At 43.0% G+C, this 22,519-nt stretch carries 17 protein-coding genes and 1 pseudogene; 10 read left to right on the top strand and 8 right to left on the bottom strand.

All coding sequences use genetic code 11. From position 1 onward, the window contains the following. The first annotated feature begins 66 nt into the window (after positions 1-66). From yghU to RNZ41_RS04105, 4 genes and pseudogenes are all read left to right on the top strand, one after another. Positions 67-858: a glutathione-dependent disulfide-bond oxidoreductase gene (gene yghU / locus RNZ41_RS04120; RefSeq protein WP_309596052.1), complete on the top strand. Its 792-nt coding sequence runs from the start codon at positions 67-69 to the stop codon at positions 856-858. Positions 859-1,086: 228 nt separating this feature from the next. After that, positions 1,087-2,370, top strand: coding sequence for an aspartate kinase (locus RNZ41_RS04115; protein ID WP_036601295.1), 1,284 nt, complete (start codon positions 1,087-1,089; stop codon positions 2,368-2,370). Positions 2,371-2,688: 318 nt separating this feature from the next. Further along, positions 2,689-2,871, top strand: a pseudogene (gene csrA / locus RNZ41_RS04110) (carbon storage regulator CsrA); the annotation flags it as partial. Between the two features lie 275 nt (positions 2,872-3,146). Further along, entirely contained in the window at positions 3,147-3,521 is a 375-nt protein-coding gene (locus RNZ41_RS04105) for a HopJ type III effector protein (protein ID WP_099808227.1), read from the top strand. Between the two features lie 124 nt (positions 3,522-3,645). On the opposite strand, the gene tadA is transcribed toward RNZ41_RS04105, so the two are convergent. The 3 genes from tadA to RNZ41_RS04090 form a co-directional block, all read right to left on the bottom strand. Next, positions 3,646-4,194 (bottom strand): tRNA adenosine(34) deaminase TadA, encoded by a 549-nt coding sequence (gene tadA / locus RNZ41_RS04100; protein WP_409950679.1) that lies wholly within the window; start codon positions 4,192-4,194, stop codon positions 3,646-3,648. A 17-nt stretch (positions 4,195-4,211) separates the two neighbouring features. Continuing rightward, on the bottom strand, positions 4,212-4,928 hold the full coding sequence (ung, locus tag RNZ41_RS04095; RefSeq protein WP_065264178.1) for a uracil-DNA glycosylase: 717 nt from the start codon (positions 4,926-4,928) through the stop codon (positions 4,212-4,214). Between the two features lie 118 nt (positions 4,929-5,046). Further along, positions 5,047-5,535, bottom strand: a complete 489-nt coding sequence (locus tag RNZ41_RS04090) for a MaoC/PaaZ C-terminal domain-containing protein (protein ID WP_076774094.1) — start codon at positions 5,533-5,535, stop codon at positions 5,047-5,049. Between the two features lie 525 nt (positions 5,536-6,060). Between RNZ41_RS04090 and nrdA the strand changes: the two genes are divergently transcribed. Both nrdA and RNZ41_RS04080 read left to right on the top strand, forming a co-directional pair. Continuing rightward, positions 6,061-8,349 carry a class 1a ribonucleoside-diphosphate reductase subunit alpha gene (gene nrdA / locus RNZ41_RS04085; protein ID WP_095356044.1) on the top strand — a complete coding sequence of 763 codons (2,289 nt, stop codon included), beginning with the start codon at positions 6,061-6,063 and terminating at the stop codon, positions 8,347-8,349. A gap of 197 nt (positions 8,350-8,546) precedes the next feature. After that, entirely contained in the window at positions 8,547-8,723 is a 177-nt protein-coding gene (locus RNZ41_RS04080) for a hypothetical protein (RefSeq protein ID WP_180949365.1), read from the top strand. On the opposite strand, the gene RNZ41_RS04075 is transcribed toward RNZ41_RS04080, so the two are convergent. Then, a complete protein-coding gene (locus RNZ41_RS04075) occupies positions 8,720-10,483 on the bottom strand; it encodes a mechanosensitive ion channel family protein (protein ID WP_314027644.1) in 1,764 nt (587 codons plus the stop codon). The genes RNZ41_RS04080 and RNZ41_RS04075 overlap by 4 nt on opposite strands. Before the next feature lie 202 nt (positions 10,484-10,685). On the opposite strand from RNZ41_RS04075, the gene RNZ41_RS04070 reads away from it, so the two are divergent. Both RNZ41_RS04070 and RNZ41_RS04065 read left to right on the top strand, forming a co-directional pair. Continuing rightward, positions 10,686-11,123, top strand: a complete 438-nt coding sequence (locus RNZ41_RS04070) for an HIT domain-containing protein (RefSeq protein ID WP_138018008.1) — start codon at positions 10,686-10,688, stop codon at positions 11,121-11,123. A 32-nt stretch (positions 11,124-11,155) separates the two neighbouring features. Beyond that, complete coding sequence (locus RNZ41_RS04065) at positions 11,156-12,505, top strand: adenylate/guanylate cyclase domain-containing protein (RefSeq protein WP_314027643.1); 1,350 nt, start codon at positions 11,156-11,158, stop codon at positions 12,503-12,505. Positions 12,506-12,647: 142 nt separating this feature from the next. Here RNZ41_RS04065 and RNZ41_RS04060 read toward each other — a convergent pair whose 3' ends face one another. The 4 genes from RNZ41_RS04060 to recJ form a co-directional block, all read right to left on the bottom strand. Continuing rightward, a complete protein-coding gene (locus RNZ41_RS04060) occupies positions 12,648-14,885 on the bottom strand; it encodes an NADP-dependent isocitrate dehydrogenase (RefSeq protein ID WP_314027642.1) in 2,238 nt (745 codons plus the stop codon). A 377-nt stretch (positions 14,886-15,262) separates the two neighbouring features. Beyond that, positions 15,263-16,324, bottom strand: coding sequence for a TerD family protein (locus RNZ41_RS04055; RefSeq protein WP_314027641.1), 1,062 nt, complete (start codon positions 16,322-16,324; stop codon positions 15,263-15,265). 52 nt (positions 16,325-16,376) lie between these two features. Next, positions 16,377-17,447 (bottom strand): helix-turn-helix transcriptional regulator, encoded by a 1,071-nt coding sequence (locus tag RNZ41_RS04050; protein ID WP_314027640.1) that lies wholly within the window; start codon positions 17,445-17,447, stop codon positions 16,377-16,379. Positions 17,448-17,738: 291 nt separating this feature from the next. Beyond that, positions 17,739-19,517 carry a single-stranded-DNA-specific exonuclease RecJ gene (recJ, locus tag RNZ41_RS04045; protein WP_314027639.1) on the bottom strand — a complete coding sequence of 593 codons (1,779 nt, stop codon included), beginning with the start codon at positions 19,515-19,517 and terminating at the stop codon, positions 17,739-17,741. Between the two features lie 355 nt (positions 19,518-19,872). Here recJ and RNZ41_RS04040 point away from each other — a divergent pair, with 355 nt between their 5' ends. Then, positions 19,873-20,361, top strand: coding sequence for a hypothetical protein (locus RNZ41_RS04040; protein ID WP_314027638.1), 489 nt, complete (start codon positions 19,873-19,875; stop codon positions 20,359-20,361). Positions 20,362-20,521: 160 nt separating this feature from the next. Beyond that, positions 20,522-22,486 (top strand): TonB-dependent receptor domain-containing protein, encoded by a 1,965-nt coding sequence (locus RNZ41_RS04035; RefSeq protein ID WP_314027637.1) that lies wholly within the window; start codon positions 20,522-20,524, stop codon positions 22,484-22,486. Positions 22,487-22,519: the final 33 nt, after the last annotated feature.

Here is a 22,519-nt window from a genome sequence, read left to right as displayed (position 1 = left end):
ATCAACCAAAAAAGCTTTAAAACACACTTATAGCTTTAAAATACTCATAATCAATAAGGAAACATCATGGATAATCATTACCAGCCCCCAAAAATTTGGACAAATGATAGCGAAAACGGTGGCAAATTTGCCAGTACTAACCGCCCTACCGCAGGAGCGACCCATGAGCAACACTTACCGATTGGTAACAACCCTTTGCAGCTTTACAGCCTTAACACCCCAAACGGTATCAAAATCAATATGTTACTCGAAGAATTGGCAGAGCTTGGTGTTGAAGGCGCACAGTATGACGCCTACAAAATCGACATCATGAATGGCGACCAATTTGGCTCAGATTTTATTGACATCAATCCCAATTCTAAAATCCCTGCACTGGTGGATAACAGTGTTAATCCACCGATTAAACTGTTTGAATCAGGCGCTATTTTGCTATACCTTGCCGAAAAATTTGGGCAGTTTATCCCAGCAGACACCGCCAAACGTGCCGAATGTTTGTCATGGTTGTTTTGGCAAATGGGCGCTGCGCCGTATGTCGGTGGCGGCTTTGGGCATTTTTATGCGTATGCCCCAGAGAAGTTTGAATATGCCATCAATCGCTTTACCATGGAAACCAAACGCCAACTGGACTTACTCGACCAACACTTAGCGACTCATACGTTTATGGTAGGTAATGACTATAGTATCGCGGATATCGCGATTTGGGCATGGTATGGTCAGTTGGCACTGGGCAAATTGTATAACGCTGGCGAGTTTTTACAAGTGCAAGACTACACCCACCTACAACGCTGGGCAAAAAACCTACATGACCGTCCTGCCGTGCAACGCGCTGTAGCTTTACCGCTACAACCGATTGCCTAAACTGATAAATTTTTGTTCAAAGTACCTATCTAATTTTCAGCCAGTCATTTGGGGATTTTTGGCAATTTTGCCTTGCCCCAAAATTGGGAAATATGGTATAAAGTACCGTTTAATTTACGTTTCGTGACATTGTAAACAATCTGCTAAGCAATCCATCAGGGACTTGGTATGGCAAGTCTTGGATAGCGATGGCAAGCAATGTGCGCGATATTATAGGGTGTATTGACAATGGCTTTAATCGTACAAAAATACGGTGGTACGTCGATGGGTAGTGTCGAACGTATCAAAAATGTGGCACAGCGAGTCAAACGTTGGCATGACAATGGTCATCAGGTGGTGGTTGTCGTCTCTGCCATGAGTGGCGAGACCAATCGCTTGATTGATTTGGCACGTCAAATCAGTAAAGAACCGAATGCTCGTGAATACGACCAAATGGTGTCAACCGGTGAGCAAGTATCCATTTCTTTACTTGCTATGGCATTAAATGAAATCGGTGTGAGCGCCAAGTCAATGACGGGCGGACAAGTGGCGATTCGTACCGATGATAGTCATACCAAAGCCCGTATTCAACATATCGATGATAGTCAGCTTCGCGCCGCACTCGATGCTGGTATGGTCGTTGTGGTGGCGGGTTTCCAAGGGGTGGATGAAAAAGGTGACATTAACACCTTAGGTCGGGGTGGCTCGGACACCACTGGGGTTGCACTGGCTGCTGCCCTATCTGCCGATGAATGTCAAATCTATACCGATGTCGACGGCGTGTATACTACCGACCCACGGGTGACACCAAAAGCCAAAAAATTATCAAAAATTACTTTTGAAGAAATGCTAGAAATGGCAAGCCTTGGCTCAAAAGTATTGCAAATTCGCTCGGTTGAATTTGCCGGCAAATACCAAGTACCACTGCGAGTTTTATCCAGTTTTGATGAAAACGCCGATGGTAAATTCGATGATGATTTTAAAAAGAATGTAGGTACATTAATTACCACCGATGAGGGAGACAGCATGGAACAACCAATTATTTCGGGCATCGCCTTTAACCGTGACGAAGCTAAAGTATCTATTTTAGCAGTGCCTGATCGCCCTGGTATTGCATCATCGATTTTAAGCCCAATCAGTGCTGCCAATATCGAAATCGATATGATTATCCAAAATATCGCAGAAAACGGATTGACCGACTTTACCTTTACTGTTAATCGTGGGGATTTTGATAAAACTCTAGCGATTTTGGGTGACAATCTTGCTGAGATTGGCGGCAAAGAAATCGTGAGCAATAACAAAGTGGTTAAAGTATCACTCGTGGGTGTTGGGATGCGTTCACATGCAGGCGTGGCAAGCAAAATGTTTGAAACACTGGCAGAAAACAACATCAATATCCAAATGATTTCTACCAGCGAAATCAAAATCTCGGTACTGATTCAAGAAGAACAACTGGAAAAAGCGGTTAAAGCGTTACATACCGCTTTTGGTCTTGACCGTGAAGACGGTGAAAGCAAGGTTGCTGGATTATAAGAAATTTGTAATTCTCCACAAAAACAAGGTTAATATCCGCGTTTTGCGGGTGTTAACCTTTTTTTTACTTAAACATTTCGTTTATAATGGCATCTCGTTTATTGGGCACAAACGCAACTGACCCCTCAATGCCTATTTTGACTGTTGGCAAATAGCCGCCAAGCATGATGAGTTCGCTTAAATTATGCCCTTGCAGTCTGTCTTTAACGTATCATTGGGCAATGATACATGATAATATATTTGACGAATTTAGCTAATTTATCGTTGAATCATCATAGGACATTGATGGTACTTGTTGCGACATAAGGAGTGTGACGCATGTTAATTTTGACTCGCCGTGTTGGCGAAACGTTAATGATAGGTGACGAAGTCAGTGTCACCGTACTGGGTGTAAAAGGTAATCAAGTCAGACTGGGCGTCAATGCGCCAAAAGACATTGCCGTACACCGTGAAGAGATTTATCAAAGAATTCTGCATGAACGGACTGGGCATGAACGCATGGGTTATGATAATCACCCAGTCGATTTTGCCGCCCATGATAGAATGGGTCAAGACCGCAGTGGTTTTGGGGCAGCCAGTCATGAGGCCTTCCCCCAAGAGCGCAGTAAACCCTCTCAACCGCGTAACAGCGGTCAGCAAATGCGTCATTTAGAAAACCGTGTGGAAAACCGCGGTTTTGGTCAGACCAACAATAATTTTAACCCAGCTTTTGATCCGTTTGAGGACGATTATTTTAACCGTTAATCACCTTATTTATTTTGACTTTTGGAGTAACTATGAGCGCTATTGATAAGCTAGAACTATCAAAACTATTAGCTAAACTAGAAAACAAATCGCTAGATTTTGCTTCCGTGCTAGCTATCATCGATAGTTACTATGACTATCGACCAACTGAGTTTAACAATGGCGAAGTGCACAATGCGGCGGGTGAAAATGAAGGCAGTGCGAAAGTGTTTGGCTTTGCCCTACTCAACCATTTGACCCAACAAGATACGCTAAAACTGTTTGCTGAGCACTATGACAGTGTTAAAGCAGAGCCGAAAGGTACGAACCATGCCAATATCCGTAACTTTAGCTTTTTTGGCTGGCAAGGCTTTTTGATGCAGCGTAACTGTTTAACGCCAAAAGCATTAACACCAAAAGCGTCATGACATTCTCTAACATGCTTTAGTCTAAAAATCTAACTGTTTTTTGCGTCAAACAAGGCAGCCGATGGGTTGCCTTTTTTTATCCAATATTTTTTATTTTAAAGAATGGTTTTGAGAGACTCATTGGTTATTGGTTTGCCCTTAACTGCTGGCGCAGTTGTTTTTTTTGCTCACGACGATGGCGAAAAAAATCCTGCAACAACGCGCGACTTTGCTCTGCCATTAGCCCCTGTTCTACGGTCAAAAAATGATTATAGAACGTCACTTGGCTAAAATCCTGCTGGCTGACAATCATGCCTGCTTTCGGCTCTGTCGCTGCAAACACCAAGCGCGATACTCTGGCATGAATAATCGCTCCTAGACACATGGTGCAAGGCTCAAGCGTGACAAACAGTTCACAATCCGCTGGCAGACGGTAATTATCAAAATGTTGACATGCTCGCCTTATTGCCACTATTTCGGCGTGGGCAGTGGCATCATGACTTAAAATCGGTTGATTGTAGCCTTTGGCTATGATGGTGCCTTGATGCACAATCACGGCGCCCACTGGCACTTCCCCCAGCTGTCCGCCCTCGGCTGCAACGTCAAGCGCCGCTTGCATAAAGGCATAATCGGTGTCACAAAAGTCGCTGTCACAAAAGCCGCTTTCACAACAGTTATGTTCACTAGCATTCATTTATGATACCACCCAAACTACTGTGGCAATTGCCAATCTATCGGGCTTTTGCCATGCGCTATCAGATAATCATTGGCTTTGGAAAAAGGACGCGTGCCAAAAAAACCACCTCGATTGGCACCAAGCGGTGATGGATGCGTCCCTGTAATGATTAAATGCTTAGATGTATCAATAAAACGGCCTTTTTTCTGCGCGTAACTCCCCCATAGGATAAAGACACAGTGCTCACAGTGCTGATTGACAGCCTCAATCACCGCATCAGTGAACGTTTCCCAGCCAATACGCTGATGACTGCCCGCCTGCCCTGCTTCTACGGATAACATACTGTTGAGTAGCAGCACCCCTTGGGTTGCCCAATGGGTCAAATCGCCATGTTTTGACGGCGCGATACCCAAATCGGCGGCAAGCTCTCGTAAAATATTTTGAAGACTTGGGGGTTTGGGAATGGCTTTGGGCACAGAAAAAGATAACCCCATCGCTTGTCCCGCGCCATGGTACGGGTCTTGACCCAAAATCACTACTTTAACCTGCGACAAAGGCGTCAAATTAAACGCATTGAACATTTGACTACCCGAGGGATAAATCACTTTTTGCGCATGATATTGATCTCGCAAAAACTGGCGAATCTTATCCATATTGCTGCTGGTTAGTTCTGTCGCCAAGGCTTGCTTCCAATCGTCCGGCATTTTGACATTGGCTAAAATTTGTTGTTGTTCAGGCGTTAATGTTTTCATGGTTTATCTGCTATCAAAAATTTATAAAAAAACCCAAAGACTCTCTTGGCTTTATTGTAGCAAATAATTGTCGTCAATAAGTGGAACACTTTGATGCTGTCTATTTTATACCCACTAATTACTCTGAAAAAGTTTGACGCAGGGTAAAATCGTCTAATTTGACCGCTTCACGGCTGCTTTTTTCAGTGGGTGGAATTACTTGCGCTTCGCCTGTCACTACCGCTTTACCGTCTTGATTGGTCACTTGGCAATCTAACACCACCCATTTTTTGCTATCGTCTTTACTTTTCACCGTCAAGGTAGCGGTTAAAGTATCATCGATATGCACAGGACGACGGAAAGACAAGCTTTGGTTCAGATAAATTGTCCCCAAGCCTGGAAATTTGGTACCAATCAAGGCTGATAATAGACCGGCTGTCCACATACCATGGGCAATCACGCCTTTAAACTGGCTCTGCTCGGCATACTCATTATCGAGATGCGCTGGGTTGTAGTCATGGGTAACAAGCGCAAATGCTTTGACATCATCTGCGGTCACTTGGCGGGTCATGCTGGCAGTTTGCCCGATAGTTAATTCCTCATAGGTAAAATTACTAAAAGTTGTCATTTTCCGTCCTTTTGTTTTTGTTGATTAATTTCATAAAAACCACGATTACAAAATCGTTTTGATGGTTTGACTATAGCATAGATTTTGCAAATTTTTATGACAATGACTACGCGTTCATGAACCCATCTAACTTTAACAATTACAAATTTTTTATCTTTTTGCTTGACTTGATGAACTGCTAATAAAATCAAGCGTCTAGGATTTTTGCAGAAAAATAGGCAAAAAAATGATAAAAATACAAGCTAGAATTACAATTTTTTTTAGGCTATATTGTGCGAAATAATAAAACAACCCCTAGATATAGTAGTTTTTTGCAAAACCTTGCAATAATACGGCCATGACTTTGCAATGCTACATAAGTGATGTGGCTTTGGCTCAAAAGCGGTTTTTAAAAGCGGCACACACACTCACTATACTTTCGGTTAGCTGTTTTACTGGGCATTTTTATCTCACCACCTCTCACTCAGCGCCTTTTTAATACATACAGATATGACGTTGATAAACAGGTAAAAAAAGGAACGTATTATGACTCGTACTGAAGACATCCTCGTGCAAAAACGCGACGGGCGTTTGGAAAAAATTGATTTGGATAAGATTCACCGAGTCATCGAGTGGGCAGCAGAAGGGCTTGATAATGTGTCCGTCTCACAAGTAGAAATCAGCTCACATATCCAGTTTTATGACAAAATTACCACCAAAAGCATCCATGAAACCATCATTAAATCAGCTGCAGATTTGATTTCTGCGGCAACGCCTGATTATCAGTATTTGGCAGCGCGATTGGCAATTTTTCATTTACGCAAAATCGCATTTGGTCAGTTTGAGCCGCCGCATTTATTTGACCATGTCACCAAACTGACCCAAGAAGGTCGTTACGATACGCATATTTTGCAAGACTTTAGCAAAGAAGAATTTGATATACTCAATGACTATATTGACCACAACCGTGATTTGAGCTTTGCGTATGCCGCTGTCAAACAAATGGAAGGCAAATATTTGGTGCAAGACCGCGTCAGCAAACAAGTCTTTGAAAGCCCACAATTCTTGTATATGCTCGTCGGTATGTGCCTGTTTGCCAGTTACGACAAACAATATGATAAGGCGGCGCGATTAGATTATATCAAGCGCTTTTATGACACCACGTCCACTTTCAAAATCTCACTACCAACGCCAATCATGTCGGGCGTGCGTACCCCATCGCGTCAGTTTAGCTCATGTGTACTAATTGAATGTGATGATAGCTTAGACAGTATCAATGCCACCACCAGTGCCATCGTGCGGTATGTGTCACAGCGTGCCGGTATTGGTGTCAATGCGGGTCGTATTCGCGCATTAGGTAGCCCAATTCGTGGCGGTGAAGCGCAGCACACCGGCTGTATTCCTTTTTACAAACTATTCCAAACTGCCGTCAAATGCTGTTCACAAGGTGGCGTGCGCGGTGGTGCAGCGACCTTGTTCTACCCGATTTGGCATTTGGAAGTGGAAAATCTGCTGGTGCTCAAAAACAACCGCGGCGTGGAAGACAACCGTGTTCGCCATATGGATTATGGCGTACAAATCAATAAAACCATCTATACCCGATTGATTAAAAATCAAAACGTGACCCTGTTTTCACCATCGGATGTACCAGGTTTGTACGATGCTTTCTTTGCTGATCAGGCCGAGTTTGAGCGTTTGTATGAGCAATATGAGCAAGATGAATCTATTCGCAAACGCAGTGTGCCGGCGCAAGAGTTGTTTAGCCTGATGATGCAAGAGCGTGCCAGCACGGGTCGTATCTATGTGCAAAACGTTGACCATTGCAACACCCACAGTCCGTTTGACCCAAGTGTCGCGCCAATTCGCCAATCCAACCTATGTATGGAAATCGCGCTACCGACCCAACCGCTTGACAACATCAATGATGAAAGCGGTGAAATCGCCCTTTGTACGTTATCAGGCATTAATTTGGGTGAAATCAATCAATTAGAAGACATCAAAGAGCCAGCGGAACTCATCGTGCGTGCGCTAGATGCCTTGCTTGACTACCAAGACTACCCTGTCACCGCTGCTAAAAATGGCTCTATGAAACGCCGCACGCTGGGTATTGGTGTCATCAACTATGCCTATTATCTTGCCAAAAACGGTACCAAATATTCAGATCCTACGGCGCTCGGTTTAACCCATCGCACTTTTGAAGCCCTACAATATTATCTGTTGGTGGCGTCCAATAAACTGGCTAAAGAGCAAGGTGCTTGTCCTGCATTTGGCGATACCACGTATTCACAAGGTATTTTACCGATTGATACGTATAAAGCAGATATTGATGCGATTTGTAATGAGCCGCTTCAACTTGACTGGGAAGCACTGCGTCACGATATCAAAACCCACGGTCTTCGCAACTCAACCTTGACCGCCTTGATGCCATCAGAAACCTCTAGCCAGATTGCTAACGCAACTAATGGCATTGAGCCACCGCGTGGTCTGGTATCTGTGAAAGCGTCAAAAGACGGTATTTTAAAACAAGTGGTGCCTGAGATTGATAAGCTCAAAGATCAATACGAGCTATTATGGCAAATGCCGAATAACAAAGGTTATTTAAGCCTAGTAGCGATTATGCAAAAATTCATTGACCAAAGTATCTCAGCCAATACCAACTACGACCCAACCAAGTTTGAAGATAGCCGTGTCCCGATGAAGGTGATGATTCAAGACTTGTTGATGGCGTATAAATTGGGCGTTAAGACGCTGTATTATCATAACACCCGTGATGGCGCAAATGATGCCCAAGACGACCTTGAAAATGGCTGCGCTGGCGGGGCTTGTACTTTATAAGAGAGTATTTAGGGATAATACTGGTGGATTATCCCTAGTTTTTTATTCAGTGATTTATGTTCAGTAAATACAAATAAAAATGGCATAACCCATTAAATTGATTACCTAAATTATTTTTAAGGTAACATCTAGGCTTTTATGATTAAAAGCCTAGAAATTTTCATTGCATGGATTTTTATTACATAGGATGTTTGAACTTGAAAAACCCATTAATTGTTTATGCCATTTTAGTGATGAACCTTACCTCGTGTGCTTCTTTGCCGCAAACATACGACAGTCCGATTCCTGTCTATGTTGACTTGGGTGATGCCACACCTGCCACCACCCTGCCCAATTCAAATTCAAAAGCCAATGCCAAAACTATGAGTCACTAAGGCTGGGTATCAGGCTTATCCGATTGTGCCAGTTTTTCTGACGCCGCTACTTTATCTTTGACGGGTACAGTATTAGCAAAATTTGAATAGGTAACATCAATCGGTTTGCCCATCATCACACGGCTGGTCGGTAACGCATTTTTGAGTCCCACCTCTTTCATCATCTCCGCGATTTTTAAAATCATATCAGTTTGTTTTTGATTAAAATCCATCGCCCCTTTCACATTGAGATAGCATCGCACTTCAACCAGATAAGCGTCTTGCTGAGTGCCAGAGATACGCACTTGATTCCACACACTGTTGGTGTCCGGATGATTGGTGATATAAATTTGTGTTTGCTCCATAAATTCACGTAATTTATCGATGTCGCTATCGCGCGAGATATAGAACACTTGCGAAAAATGAAACATGTCGCGTTTGCTAACGTTTTCGATACTCATTGATGAGAAGTTACCATTGGGAATCGTCACTACTGTACGATCGGTGGTGCGCAGACGGGTGGAGCGGATACCGATGTCTTCAACCGTACCCTCTTGCGTGCCGAAGCGGCAGTAGTCGCCCACATTGACAGGCTGGTCAGCAACGACCGATACGCTGCCCACCAAGTTTTCAATCGTTTTTTGTGCACCCAATGCCAACGCCACACCACCAATCCCCAATGCGGCAATACCTGTGGTTAAGTCGTAGCCTAGATTACCCAAAATCACAATGGTCGCAACCGCAATCAAAATCAATTTTACCACTTTTCGCAGCAGATTTAGCACCGATAGCCGCTCTGGATGATGGTTATTACTGGCATAGTTTTCTGCACGTTTAAAAATCAAATCCAAAATTCGTAAAATCAACCATACCATTGATACCCAAGATAAAATATCGGCAAGGTTGGACGCCATATTGCGCACAACCAAATTAATACCCACCAAAATCATGGCTTCTTTGATAATCAGCGCCGTCAGCACCATTGCGGCAGGTACGACCACGCGCCCATCAATCGGAAATTGCTTTTCTTTATCTGGGTGGGTCGCTAGATAAATTCGCGTGATAATCATATATAAGATTTGGCTAATCAATAGACAGGCAAGATAAGTCGCTATCATGAGCGCAATCACTGCCGCAATGTGTCCAAGACTATAGCCTTTAATATCTTTCTCAATCCATTGTTTGGGAATGTACTTTTCTACCAATGTCGGCTGGGTAACGAGTGATAACGACGCAACTTCTTGCAAGGTTTGTTGTGAAATCAGCCAAATATTGGTGCCGTTAGATTGTTTGACACGCTGCATTAAGATATCGATACTCTTTTTGTCAGCGGTGGGATTGTTGATCTCCCCGACCTTATCGAGATTGGGCGCTAGTTTGTCATCGAGATTGCCGGTAGGGTCATTGCTAATTTGTAGCTGCTCGTTGATGCGTCCGCCGCTATCGAGTGCCGATTTTAAAGATTCGAGCGTGCCACTGGGGTCTCTGGTAGAACTTAAATCCACATAACGGCTCGCGAGCATCCAATCACTTTTTGCCAAGGCTTGAATAAAGCCTTGCACGCTGCCGCGCGGGGTATCACGCCCAAAGGTGTCTTGTGGGGTGGCCGTGCCGCTGGCGCTACTGGCTGATTTACTGCTATCAGCCGCCCATACAGCGGTGGGTTTGACACTGGTGATAACCATGAGTAAGGCAAACAATGCCATCATAAAACAACGGCGGTATAAAGATATTGCATCAGCATGACGCTGACATTGGTTAAGAGACTTTGACAACTGCATAAACTTCCCAAAATTTGTAAAACGCTCAGACATAGTTAGGCTAAATAAACGACCTTGATTTATGTTTTAAGAAATCCTAAATTGCAATGCGCTTATTCTGAATAAAGTATTTCGTCTTGTAGGTATAACTGCTAAAATACGCGCATTATTTGATTTTATCAGTTTTAAATTCCAAAAACACTTTTAAATGCATTGAGTTATTATGTTTAATTTACATCCAAAACTAGCAAAAGATACTTTTTTGGTGGGCGAATTTCCGTTATCTACTTGCCGCTTGATGAACGACTGTCAATTTCCTTGGTTGATTCTAATTCCGCGTGTCCCAGGTATCAAAGAATTATATGAACTGTCCGCCAGTGACCAAGCCCAGTTTTTACGTGAATCTAGCTGGCTATCCAGTCAGCTTGCCAAAACTTTTCAAGCCGACAAAATGAACATCGCCGCGCTTGGCAACCAAGTGCCGCAATTGCATTTTCATCATATCGTGCGCTACCAAAATGACATTGCTTGGCCCAATCCGGTATGGGGCAATCCAGCCATCCCCTATACCCCTGAGGTGCTCAGCCATATGCAGCAGACACTGATGATGGCACTGCGGGGTCATCGTGATATGCCATTTGATTGGCAAATGAACGTCTAAAAAAAATTTTACTATGAGGTAGACGAACTAAATTGCGTGAATCCATTCAAGGTCTTTCGACCAATCTAAAAAGTCCGAAATTCATTGAGTTGGTGGCATTTTTTGTTGTATTGCTTACCTTAACCTCTCTTGACGTACCGCCCATTTATCATATGCTCAGTATCTTGCTGTTGGTAGTAGGCGTTATCGTCACCACTTTGAGCGTTATCCGGCCCCATCACTACATTACTTCGGCCAGTGTATTAACCCTGATGGCGTTGGCAACGGGTATGTTGCAGTTTAACTATATCCCAAGCCTTGCGTTATGGTTGTTGATTTTGATTCGCCTGATTTTTTCAGATACCAAATACACCGTTTCGTTGGTATTATTAACCGTAGCAGTAGGTCTACTTAGTCTGATATTCGCGCATTTTTTATTACCTGCCATTAGTTTGTCGGCCAAGCAAGAAGATATTTTAAATTTCGCCATTGTATTTACCGATATCTTGATTGTTGGTTATCATATTTGGTCCATGGTAGTTCGCTTACGCCAAAAAAATCAAATGCTTGCGCAGCAGCAGGCACGGATTGATACCTTAGTCAAGGTAACCAATAAATTAACCCGTTTTTTGCCTCCCCAGATTTGGCAGCCCATTGTCAAAAATAACACCAAGGTTGAAGTCATTAATCAACGTCGCAAGCTAACTATTTTGTTTTCGGACATTGTTGGCTTTACCGATTTGTCGGATCATATTAGCTCCGACCATTTAGCCAATATTTTAAATACTTACCTTGACCGTATGACCCAAGTGAGCCAAAAATATGGGGCGACCCTCGATAAATTTTTGGGAGATGGCTTATTGTGCTATTTTGGTGATATGGGTGGTAATGACCGTGATAACGCGATTGCTTGTGCCAGTATGGCCATTGAGATGCGCCGTGAGATGGAAGTGCTGCGCCACCAATGGCGATTACTCGGTTTTGAAGGGCTGCACGTACGTATGGGTATCAATACAGGGTATTGTTATGTCGGTAATTTTGGCAGCCGCAATCGTATGACCTATACCGTGGTTGGAAAAGAAGCGAATTTTGCCTCTCGCCTTGAATCTGCCGCGCAAAACAATCAAATTTTAATCAGTGAAAGTACGTTTAATTTAATTGGTCATGTCCATCATTGCCAAGCCGTGGGGCAATTTAAATTTAAAGGCTTTCAAGATACCATGAATGTGTGGGAATTGCTCGAACCCAAAAGCGAATCAATGCAACAAACCGATTGGGTGGACTTTAGCTTGCCTGGGTTTAACCTACATTTAAATTTTCATGATATTCGTAATTACGATAAAAATGATATTACTAACCAGCTAAAATCTGCATTGGCGCTCGTTGAAGAAAAGCAAAAATAATGATGATGACGGTTTTGGCTTACCCATTTTTTAGCTCAGCTATACTCTTAGCTTAGCTATGTTCAACCATTTACAGATACTAAAAAAGCCAGGCACTAAAAAAGCCGAAGCATCCAGCTTCGGCTTTTTTTATACTATTGAATTAGGCATCAAACGAAGCCAATGCTTGGTTAAATGTCGCACTTGGGCGCATCACTTGGCTTAGCTTTTGTTGGTCTGGTTTATAGTAACCGCCAATATCTGCACCTTGACCTTGAACATCATTTAATTCAGCAACGATTTTGTCTTCATTTTCTGACAACGCTTGAGCAAGCGGCGCAAACTTGGTTTTAAGCTCGCTATCTTCCTCTTGGTTTGCCAATTCTTCTGCCCAGTATTTGGCTAGATAATAATGGCTGCCACGGTTGTCGAGCTCACCGGTACGGCGTGATGGTGATTTGTCGTTATCCAACAATTTACCCGTTGCCAAGTCTAGAGTTTTTGCCAGTAATTTTATCCGTGGGTTGTTTTCTTTAATCCCCAAGTCTTCTAAAGATACCGCAAGCGCCAGCATCTCGCCGAGTGAATCCCAGCGCAGGTGATTTTCTTCAACCAACTGCTCGACATGTTTTGGGGCTGAGCCGCCTGCCCCTGTCTCATAAAGACCACCGCCTTGCATCAATGGGACGATTGATAGCATTTTGGCTGACGTGCCTAATTCTAGGATTGGGAACAAGTCAGTTAAGTAGTCACGCAAGATGTTACCTGTGACTGAGATGGTGTCCAAACCACGCGCCACACGCTCAAGCGTATAACGCATCGCACGAACTTGAGACATAATTTGGATATCTAGACCTGCGGTATCATGCTCTTGTAAGTATTTTTTAACTTTTTTGATAAGTTCATTTTCATGTGGGCGGTATGGGTCAAGCCAGAAGATAGCTGGCATGCCTGAGTTACGTGCACGCGTCACTGCCAGTTTTACCCAGTCACGAATTGGCGCATCTTTGACTTGACACATACGCCAAATATCGCCTTCTTCAACATTTTGCGACATCAGTACTTCGCCTGTCTCAATGTCAGTGATATTGGCAACGCCTGCCTCTGGGATTTCAAAAGTTTTGTCGTGAGAACCGTATTCTTCTGCTTTTTGTGCCATCAAACCTACGTTTGGTACGGTACCCATGGTCGCTGGGTCAAAGTTGCCATGCCATTTACAGAAGTTGATGACTTCTTGGTAAATACGGGCAAAGGTCGATTCTGGCATCACTGCTTTACAGTCGTAAGGCTTGCCATCCGCTGCCCACATTTTACCACCATTACGAATCATCGCTGGCATTGAGGCATCTACAATGACGTCATTTGGCGAATAGAAGTTATCGATTCCCTTTGCTGAGTCCACCATTGCCAGTGCTGGGCGATGTTCTTGACAGGCATGCAGGTCACGGACGATTTCTTCACGGATAGTGGTCGGTAGGGTTTCAATTTTTTCGTATAGTCCTGCCATACCGTTATTAACATTAATACCTAACTCTTCAAAGGTTTTGTTCCATTTTTCGAATGCATCTTTGTAATACACTCTCACGCAGTGACCAAATACGATAGGATGTGATACCTTCATCATCGTGGCTTTGACGTGTAGAGAGAACAGGATTTTACCTTCGCGGCAATCTTCTAGCTCTTTTTCATAAAACTCGATTAAGGCTTTTTTGCTCATAAACATCGAGTCAATCACTTCACCGTCTTGTAGGGCAACTTCAGGTTTTAGCACCAAAGCTTTGCCACTGTTGGTGATGAGTTCCATTTTGACTTTACGCGCTTTATCAAGGGTCATTGATTTTTCGCCATGGTAGAAGTCCCCTTCTTCCATGTGAGAGACGTGGGTTTTTGACCATTGTTTCCATTCACCCATTGAATGCGGGTGTTTTTTGGCATAGTTTTTTACGGCAGCTGGGGCACGGCGATCGGAATTACCTTCACGTAATACGGGATTTACCGCAGAACCTAAACATTTACCATAACGGGCTTTGATGGCTTTTTCTTCGTCTGTGGTTGGGTTTTCTGGGTAATTGGGAATGTTGTAGCCTTTGGCTTGTAACTCTTCAATACATTCTTGTAGCTGAGCCACTGAGGCACTGATATTAGGCAATTTGATGATATTGGTGTCTGGGTCTTGGGTCAACCGACCAAGCTCAGCAAGATTATCGGTCACTTGTTGTTCTGGGGTCAGGTAGTCGGAGAATTCTGCCAATACACGTGCGGCAACGGAAATATCGGTTTTAGTGATTTCAACGCCAGCAGGCTTGGTAAATGTTTCAATGATAGGAAGTAGTGAATAAGTCGCCAGTAGCGGTGCTTCGTCAGTTAAAGTATAGATAATATTTGACTTTCCACTAGCCATAGAGAACCTCTTTTATATGAATGTTAATTGAGACACTAGATGATGCATCTAGCAGCGTGAGAAATTTCACAGTAAGCATTTAATTGGGGATAAAATGTGATTGACCATTTTAAACGCAAAGTATACGGTTACCGCATAATGAGTCAATAATGTATCTAGGAATACCTATATTTAGGAGAAAAATAATGCAGATGCGATGTATCCCTATCGATTAAGACAATCCCTTTTTTTGTCATAGTGTACCACAGTATCACAGTGACGAATATATCCAATCACTGACAGATGCGATGGCGCCATTGTCAAAATTATAAAATTTTGGCTTTAAAATTGCTTGGTGATTTCACTCACGATAATTAAAGCGTAAGCTTACACTCAAGTCATCTCGCCGTACGTACCAATTTTTCACTCACTTCTTTTTCAATTAGCGCCATCTTGTTGTTGTCTAAAGGTTGATGCTCGGTGTTATAGCGCCAGCTATCGGCAGAACGGGTAAGACTAGCAAACCATAAGGCCTTAGTATCAGTCGGCAGTTTGGTAAAAGCTAACTCACTAATCACATTACCTTCATCATCACTGAGCTGACAAGATGCTTGTTTCGCTTTGCTAAGCGCATAGCCGTGATAAGATGACACAATCATCACCACATGAAATACTTGCGGGGGAAGCTTACTTAAAAAAAGCACCATACTTTCTTGATTGAGGTTGGCATCATTGATTTTTGTGCTTTGATGGTTGTCAGGGTCTTGTTTGCGGTCATCCATAGCGCCAAATGGCTTTTTGCCCAATAATTCATCACCTTGATGACGCACGGACTGCGCTTTATCACGGACATTTTTGAACCAAACGGTTTCGATTACCTCGCCATATCGGTTACAAAGTAAGCAGGATAAGTCTATATCTATGGCTTGCGTGCGTTTTTTAAATTTATTGTAAAGCCCTGCTTTTGGCATCTGCGTGTGCTGCCATTGCACGCTAAAATACCACTGCTTGAGTACCACATCCATATGCTCGATGGCTATACCTGTCGCCGTTTTATCATCTTCAAGCTGATCGTCTTGGGTGATTGCTAGCTGATGACTTTTTTGCAAAATCTTGTCATCAGTCATTGAGTTGATTTTTGGCGTTTTGTGTAGCGAATGGTCTAGCTGCGAGGTGCTTGATACTACTGCCTCATTGGTATTTTTATCGGTCAAATTGGGTGAATTGACGGGCGCTATTATTTCAGCCGTTGGTGCTGGGATTGGGTCGGCAAACTGCGCCGAAATAATCTGGTACGTCTCTTTAGTAGTGCTGGGTGTTAGATTATCAGGCGATTTGACAGATGTGATAGGTGAATCATCCGTCAAATCACTGTATAAAATCGTGGTTTTTGGCTTGCTAGGCTGCTGTGAGTTGGTGTCGTTGGCAGTGGATTCAAGGGTATTATTATCATGTTTCATAAGATTCTCGAAAAATCGGACAAAGTAGTTAGTTTACTTGGGCGTTTGTTCATTATTCGCTTATTGTTTGGGCGGTGGGTGTTTGGTTGGGCGTTTGGGTTTCAAAGACGGCGATTGATAAAATCTCAGGCTCGATTTTTCGCAGCCCTTTACCAAAACCGCGTAGCCACCATACTAGCTGCGACGTCATGCTGACTGTGGCTGTGATATGCAATCCTTCGTCATCCTCCCAGCTTTGCTGATCGGTTGATAATGGGCTTTCAAGCAAACTTGCCCCCGATAACGGATGAAACAATAAATGCACTTGCTGTATGGGGGGCTCGTGGTTGTTTTTTTCGCTGTCAGGCATGAGTTTTTGGAACAACGGGTAATTAAACCCCATCGCGCCTGTATTGATATAATTGTCTAAATTAAAATCTTTCGGGGTTTGCGCGTCGCTTGCGCTCACTTCCGCACTTTCAAAACGGTGCAAAGCAAATTGGCGCACATCGTCAGACGCTCTGTCGGTTCGCGAGGCAATCAAGTAAATCACCACACCACGCTGCACAATGGCTAGCGGATTTAAAGTGTATTTTTGCGCCTCCTCGCGCCCGCGCGCTTTATAACAGGCGATGAGTTTTTTATTTTGAAACAATGCATCATACACTGCGTCTTTGGCGGCTGGATTGACCGATGGCGGGATGAGCGGTTGATTGGCTGACAAGATACGCACTCTATCTAGCCAAGTGTTTACTACTTTGCTTTCTTTGAGTTGCCGATTCGCTAAGTCAAACCACGGAATCAATTCATCCAAAATAGCCGGCGGTAATAGCTGGGTCAAATTATGGCGCATCATACTAAACGCCACCGCTTGCGACAAATTCATGTGCGGCAAGCTTTGCATCGGTGCGTCTTCTCGCCAGCGCCAACCTTGTGGATTGGTGTTGTTTTTTTCAATCGGAAAACGCGTTGCCAAGGCGTTTAAATCTCGCTGAATGGTTCGCAAACTGATATCAAACCCCATCAAATCAAGCTGTTCTTTGATATGGGTGGTACCGAGCCAACGTTTGCGATCCAGCTGTGAGAGGATTTGCCATTGCCGAGCCGTCGTTGCGGTTGCATTGTTGGCAAGCGATTTACTCATGGCAATTCTCCATACACAGGTAAAAGACAGATAGTTAAAAACAGCCAGTTAAAAGACAAACGGTTAAAAGACAAGCGATTAAATAATAAATACTAGCCAGCCAAGCGCCAAAGCTTTATTCAAACTTTAAAAAATTAACGCCACAAATTAACACCTTGACACCTTGCATAATTTAGCAAAAATTGGGGCGGTATAGGTGATAAATTATATTAACATGTCATTTTATGTCGTTTATCATCTTTATTGGGTGTTATGGTTATCAGATTGTGTATGAATCAGCAAAACGCTTGTTTAGAGGAGTACACCCTTTTTTACCCTTAACTGCAATTTGGTTTGTCCATTAAATAAATTTTTCTCAAGCTCATAGAGTAAATGCACTTTTGACACACTGCGATTGATGGTAGACAAAGCTATCGCGTCAAAGTCAGCATTAAACCAAATCGCTTCAATCGTAAAAGGGACATCGGGATACGATAACCATAATTTTAAATGACGCTCTTTTAACACCCGATAATCTTGCACCACAAACACCCCATCAAATATCGGTGGCACAAAACCATGTCCCCAAATAGCCAACGTCTGCAAGCTATCTACAAAATCGACCGTGAATTCACCGGCTGTCAATTCACCATCGCTATATAACGTCTCTGCAAATACCTCATCAGCCACCGCTGCAATTACCTCATCAAATGCTTTACAAAACGGCTCAAAGTTTTTTCGTTTGATTGTCAGACCTGCCGCCATCGCATGCCCCCCAAAGTGGCTAATAAGTTCGGGGTAGGTTTGCGCGACTGATTCAATGGCATCACGGATATGAATGCCTTCAATGGAGCGTGCGGAGCCTTTGATAGGATTGTCATCTTCAATCAACGCCGTATCAGCAGGGGCAAACACGATAGCAGGCACATGGTAGCTTTCTTTTAGCCTGCCTGCGACGATACCAATCACCCCTTGGTGCCACTCATCTTGATACAAAATAATACTGCGTTTGCGCTGCGTTACTTGATTTATAGCACTTTGCTCAGATGGATTATCAAGCGTCCTTAATACACTATCGGCTTGTTGCCGCATGCCCTGCTCGACTTGGCGGCGCTCTTGATTGAGTTTATCGAGCTGATGCGCAAGCCGCTGTGCCTCCCCCCAATCATCGGTGAGTAAGCAGTCAATGCCAATCCGCATACTATCCATACGACCTGCGGCGTTGATGCGGGGTCCTAAAATAAAACCAAAATCTTGAGCCGTGATGTCAGCTGCCTGCCGACTCGCCTGCTCCAACAACGCCAAAATACCCACACAGCAACGACCTTGCTTGATGGCTTGGATACCTTGATGCACCAAGATGCGATTATTTTGGTCTAATACACCCACATCCGCCACCGTGCCGAGTGCCACCAAATCAATATAGCGACTCACTTGGGTGGTGGATTTATTGGCTTGGCGTCTGACTTTGGCAAGATTGCCTAGCACATAAAATGCCACCCCAACCCCTACCAATGATTTACTAGCAAAAGCACAGCCCAGCTGATTGGGATTGACCACGGCATCGGCGTTTGGTGCCGCCTGCGTTGTCAGGTGATGATCGGTAATAATCACCGTTAGCCCTTTGGCTTTGGCAAGCTCGACCCCCGCATGGCTGGAGATACCATTATCAACCGTGACAATCACATTAGGATCATAGGTTTCAATACCTAGCGCAACAATTTCTGGCGTCAGTCCATAACCGTACTTAAAACGATCGGGCACCAAAAACTCAACCTGCGCGCCCATTTCACGGAGCACCCTTACCATCAGTGCCGTGCTGGTCGCGCCATCGCAATCAAAATCACCCACAATCAGTATTTTTTGCTGCGTATCAATCGCCTCATCAAGCAGCGCCACCGCCTTGGTAATGCCTGTCAACGAATTTGCAGGTAACATCTTATTGAAGGCGGTGTCTAAATTTGCCACATCTTGCACGCCTCGCCCAGCCAAAATGCGTGCTAATGTCATCGATGTCTGCGCCAAGGGCTGTAAATCACGGGGAATATCATCAATATGGGTCGCAATAAAACGGGGAGTCACAGTCAACATAAACTTATCATGGTTGTCAAATAAAGTAGAGAGAATAAACTAGCATAATGAGAGTGAATAGGCAAAATTACAACAGCGAAATTACACCAGCGAAACAGTAAAAACATCCCATCAGCTTTCATAGCTATTTGTGAATTTTGCATATCGTAATAATGCCACTACAAACCATTAGCATTTTTTTGCAAAAAGATGCTAATTCATACGTTTATACTCAGTTATAATCAAACCACAGAGTCATCACTTACCATTAATGAAACAGTATCACCGATCATTAATGAATAATCATCTCTTGTTGTAAACGTTTTGCAATACTACCTTTACTATTGATAATTGAAATTTTTTAGAAGGAAAAATTATGTCAGCAGAAAATTCGACCAAAACCATCGACCCAAAACTTGACTTAGAAAAAATCAAACGCGAATGCGAGGCGATGATTAAAAGTAAAGCCAAAATATCGGCAGCCGCCGCGGTTGTCCCTGTGCCGCTGCTAGATGTTGCGGTGGATGCCACGCTGTTATCAAAATTGCTACCTGAAATTTCTGCTAAATTTGGTTTAATTAAACAACCTGAAGCGGCGGTAGACTTGAATAACGGTGCGCAAATCAACCAACTAAAAGATAAAGCGGTGGATTTGGCAGGCCTAGTGGTCACGCGCAGTATTGCCAAAAAAACTTTCCAAGGTTTTGGTAGCCGTATTATCGCCAAGCAACTGACCAAATTTGTACCATTTGGCGGTCAATTAGTGGCAGGGACCATCGGTTATTTGATGTTTAAAAAAATTGCTGAAAATCACATCAATGAATGCTACCAAAAAGCTAAAAAATTACAGCAACAAACCAGCTAATTGTTGATACGAAATTTTGTATCAAAACCCCTTTAGTTGCTAGAGGGGTTTTTTATTGAAAAATCCTCAGGCTTTGATGAGCAATAACCAACCAAAAGTAATAGCTTATGTAACGATATTTTTCTACAATGTGTCTTTAAACTATTTTTTGGGTCAAGTTATGCGTTATAGCTGTCAAACATCACCACGTTTTATCAAAAAGCCATTTTTTAATATCCATCCAATGACGCAAAGCGTTTTGGTGATTATTGGCATGTCCATGACTGGTGTTAGCGCTCATGCAGCGACTAGCGAAGCTGCTAATGGCGAAGCTGAATCCACCTTGCCAAGCCTTACTTTTACCACCACAGCAACCAAAACGCCGACGCTTGTCAAGAATACCATCGCCCAAACCACCGTTATTGATGAAGAACAATTACAACGTTATCGCGGTCAAAGCGTACTGGATGTGTTACGAGGTAAGGCGGGATTCTATATCAAGCAAAATGGTGGCGATGGCACATTAAGTAACTTTAGTATTCGTGGCTTATCTGCCAAAAATGTTGCCGTGTTGATTGATGGTATTCGTTATACATCTTTGAGTAATGGCTATGCAGAGCTTGCTTTATTACCCGCCGATCAAATTGACCGTATTGAAGTTCTATATGGCGCAAGTGGTTCTAGCTTGTATGGTGCTGATGCGACAGCCGGCGTGATTCAAATTTTTACCAAAGGTCAAAATGCCCAACAATCAAATATAGCCTTGACCTTGGGTGCAGGTTCAGAGGACAGTTATAAAGGTCAATTAACGGGTCAATATGTTAATAATGGCACTACGATTAGTTTATCCACAGGTTATGATAAAACGAATGGGATTAATATCAGTAGTCCAAACAATTCATATGCCTCTTCGATTGATAGCGATAAGGATGGGTTTAATTCTAAAAATATTAGTTTTGTCGCTAAACATCGCTACAACGACAATATTGAAGTTGGCATAACAGGAATGAAAGCCAAATCAAATTCTGACCTTGATGGTGGCAATTATCAAGATATCCATGCTGAACAAGAAAATGGCTCAGCTAATGGTTTTATCAATTATCAACAAGATAAATTTTCTGCCAGTCTTAAATACGGTGAAAGTATTGATGAATCAAAAAGTTATTTTTCAAGCACACCAAGCGAATTTAATACCAAACAAAAGCAAACCAATCTACAATTAGGCTATCAACTGCCTGTAGGTCAGATTATTGGTGGCGCAGAATATCTCAAACAAAATTTTGATGGCGATGCTAGCTATACTAATCATGACAGAAATACTAAAAGTGGTTTTCTTGGCTATCAAGTTTCGCAACCCAAATATGATGCGCAAGCAAATATTCGATATGATAAGAACACCCAATATGGGAATAAGACAACCTATAATTTAGGGGGTGCCTATCACGTATTACCTAATACTCGTGTCGGCGCTTCTTACGCTACTGGCTTTAGAATGCCTAGTTTCAATGATTTATATGGACACTCAGAAGGCTCCAGTTGGGATGGCGTCTATTATCCAGGCTATGTTGGGAATGAAAATCTAAAAGCTGAAACGAGCAAAAATTGGGAAGCGTTTATTGAGCACAGTAATGCCTACCAAACGACTCGCTTAACAGGTTTTCAATCAAAAATTGAAGATGGTATCATTCCTTTGACCTTAGCCTCAGGTGATAAAACTCGCACTAATCGTGCAGAAACAAAGGTTAAAGGTGTTACTTTAGTATCAGATTGGACAGTGAATAATACCCTATTTGGTCTAAGCTATACCAACCAATCTGTTGAAGGTCGTAACGCAACTCAAGGCGAATATACAACAGATAATACGATTCCAAAAAACACGGGTTTGATATATTTAGGTTATAAACAACCAAAATTTGATATCCGCAGTGAACTTGAATATGTAGATGAGCGTCATGATGGTTATTATACCGATAAAGTACTAGACAGCTATACACTTCTAAACTTAACTGGTAATTATTACATCAACCCATATTTGACTATCAGCAGCCGACTTAACAACCTCACAGATAAAGATTATGAGACCGTTTATGGCTACCGCCAAAAAGGCATTAATTCCTTCATCTCACTAACCTACCAATGGTTCTAATTTTTATAGCTACAGTACATCAAAGGGCATAGA

This window comes from Moraxella sp. DOX410, assembly GCF_032248735.1.
GTDB lineage: Bacteria > Pseudomonadota > Gammaproteobacteria > Pseudomonadales > Moraxellaceae > Faucicola > Faucicola tetraodonis.
This window is presented reverse-complemented; position numbering and strand designations above follow the sequence as displayed.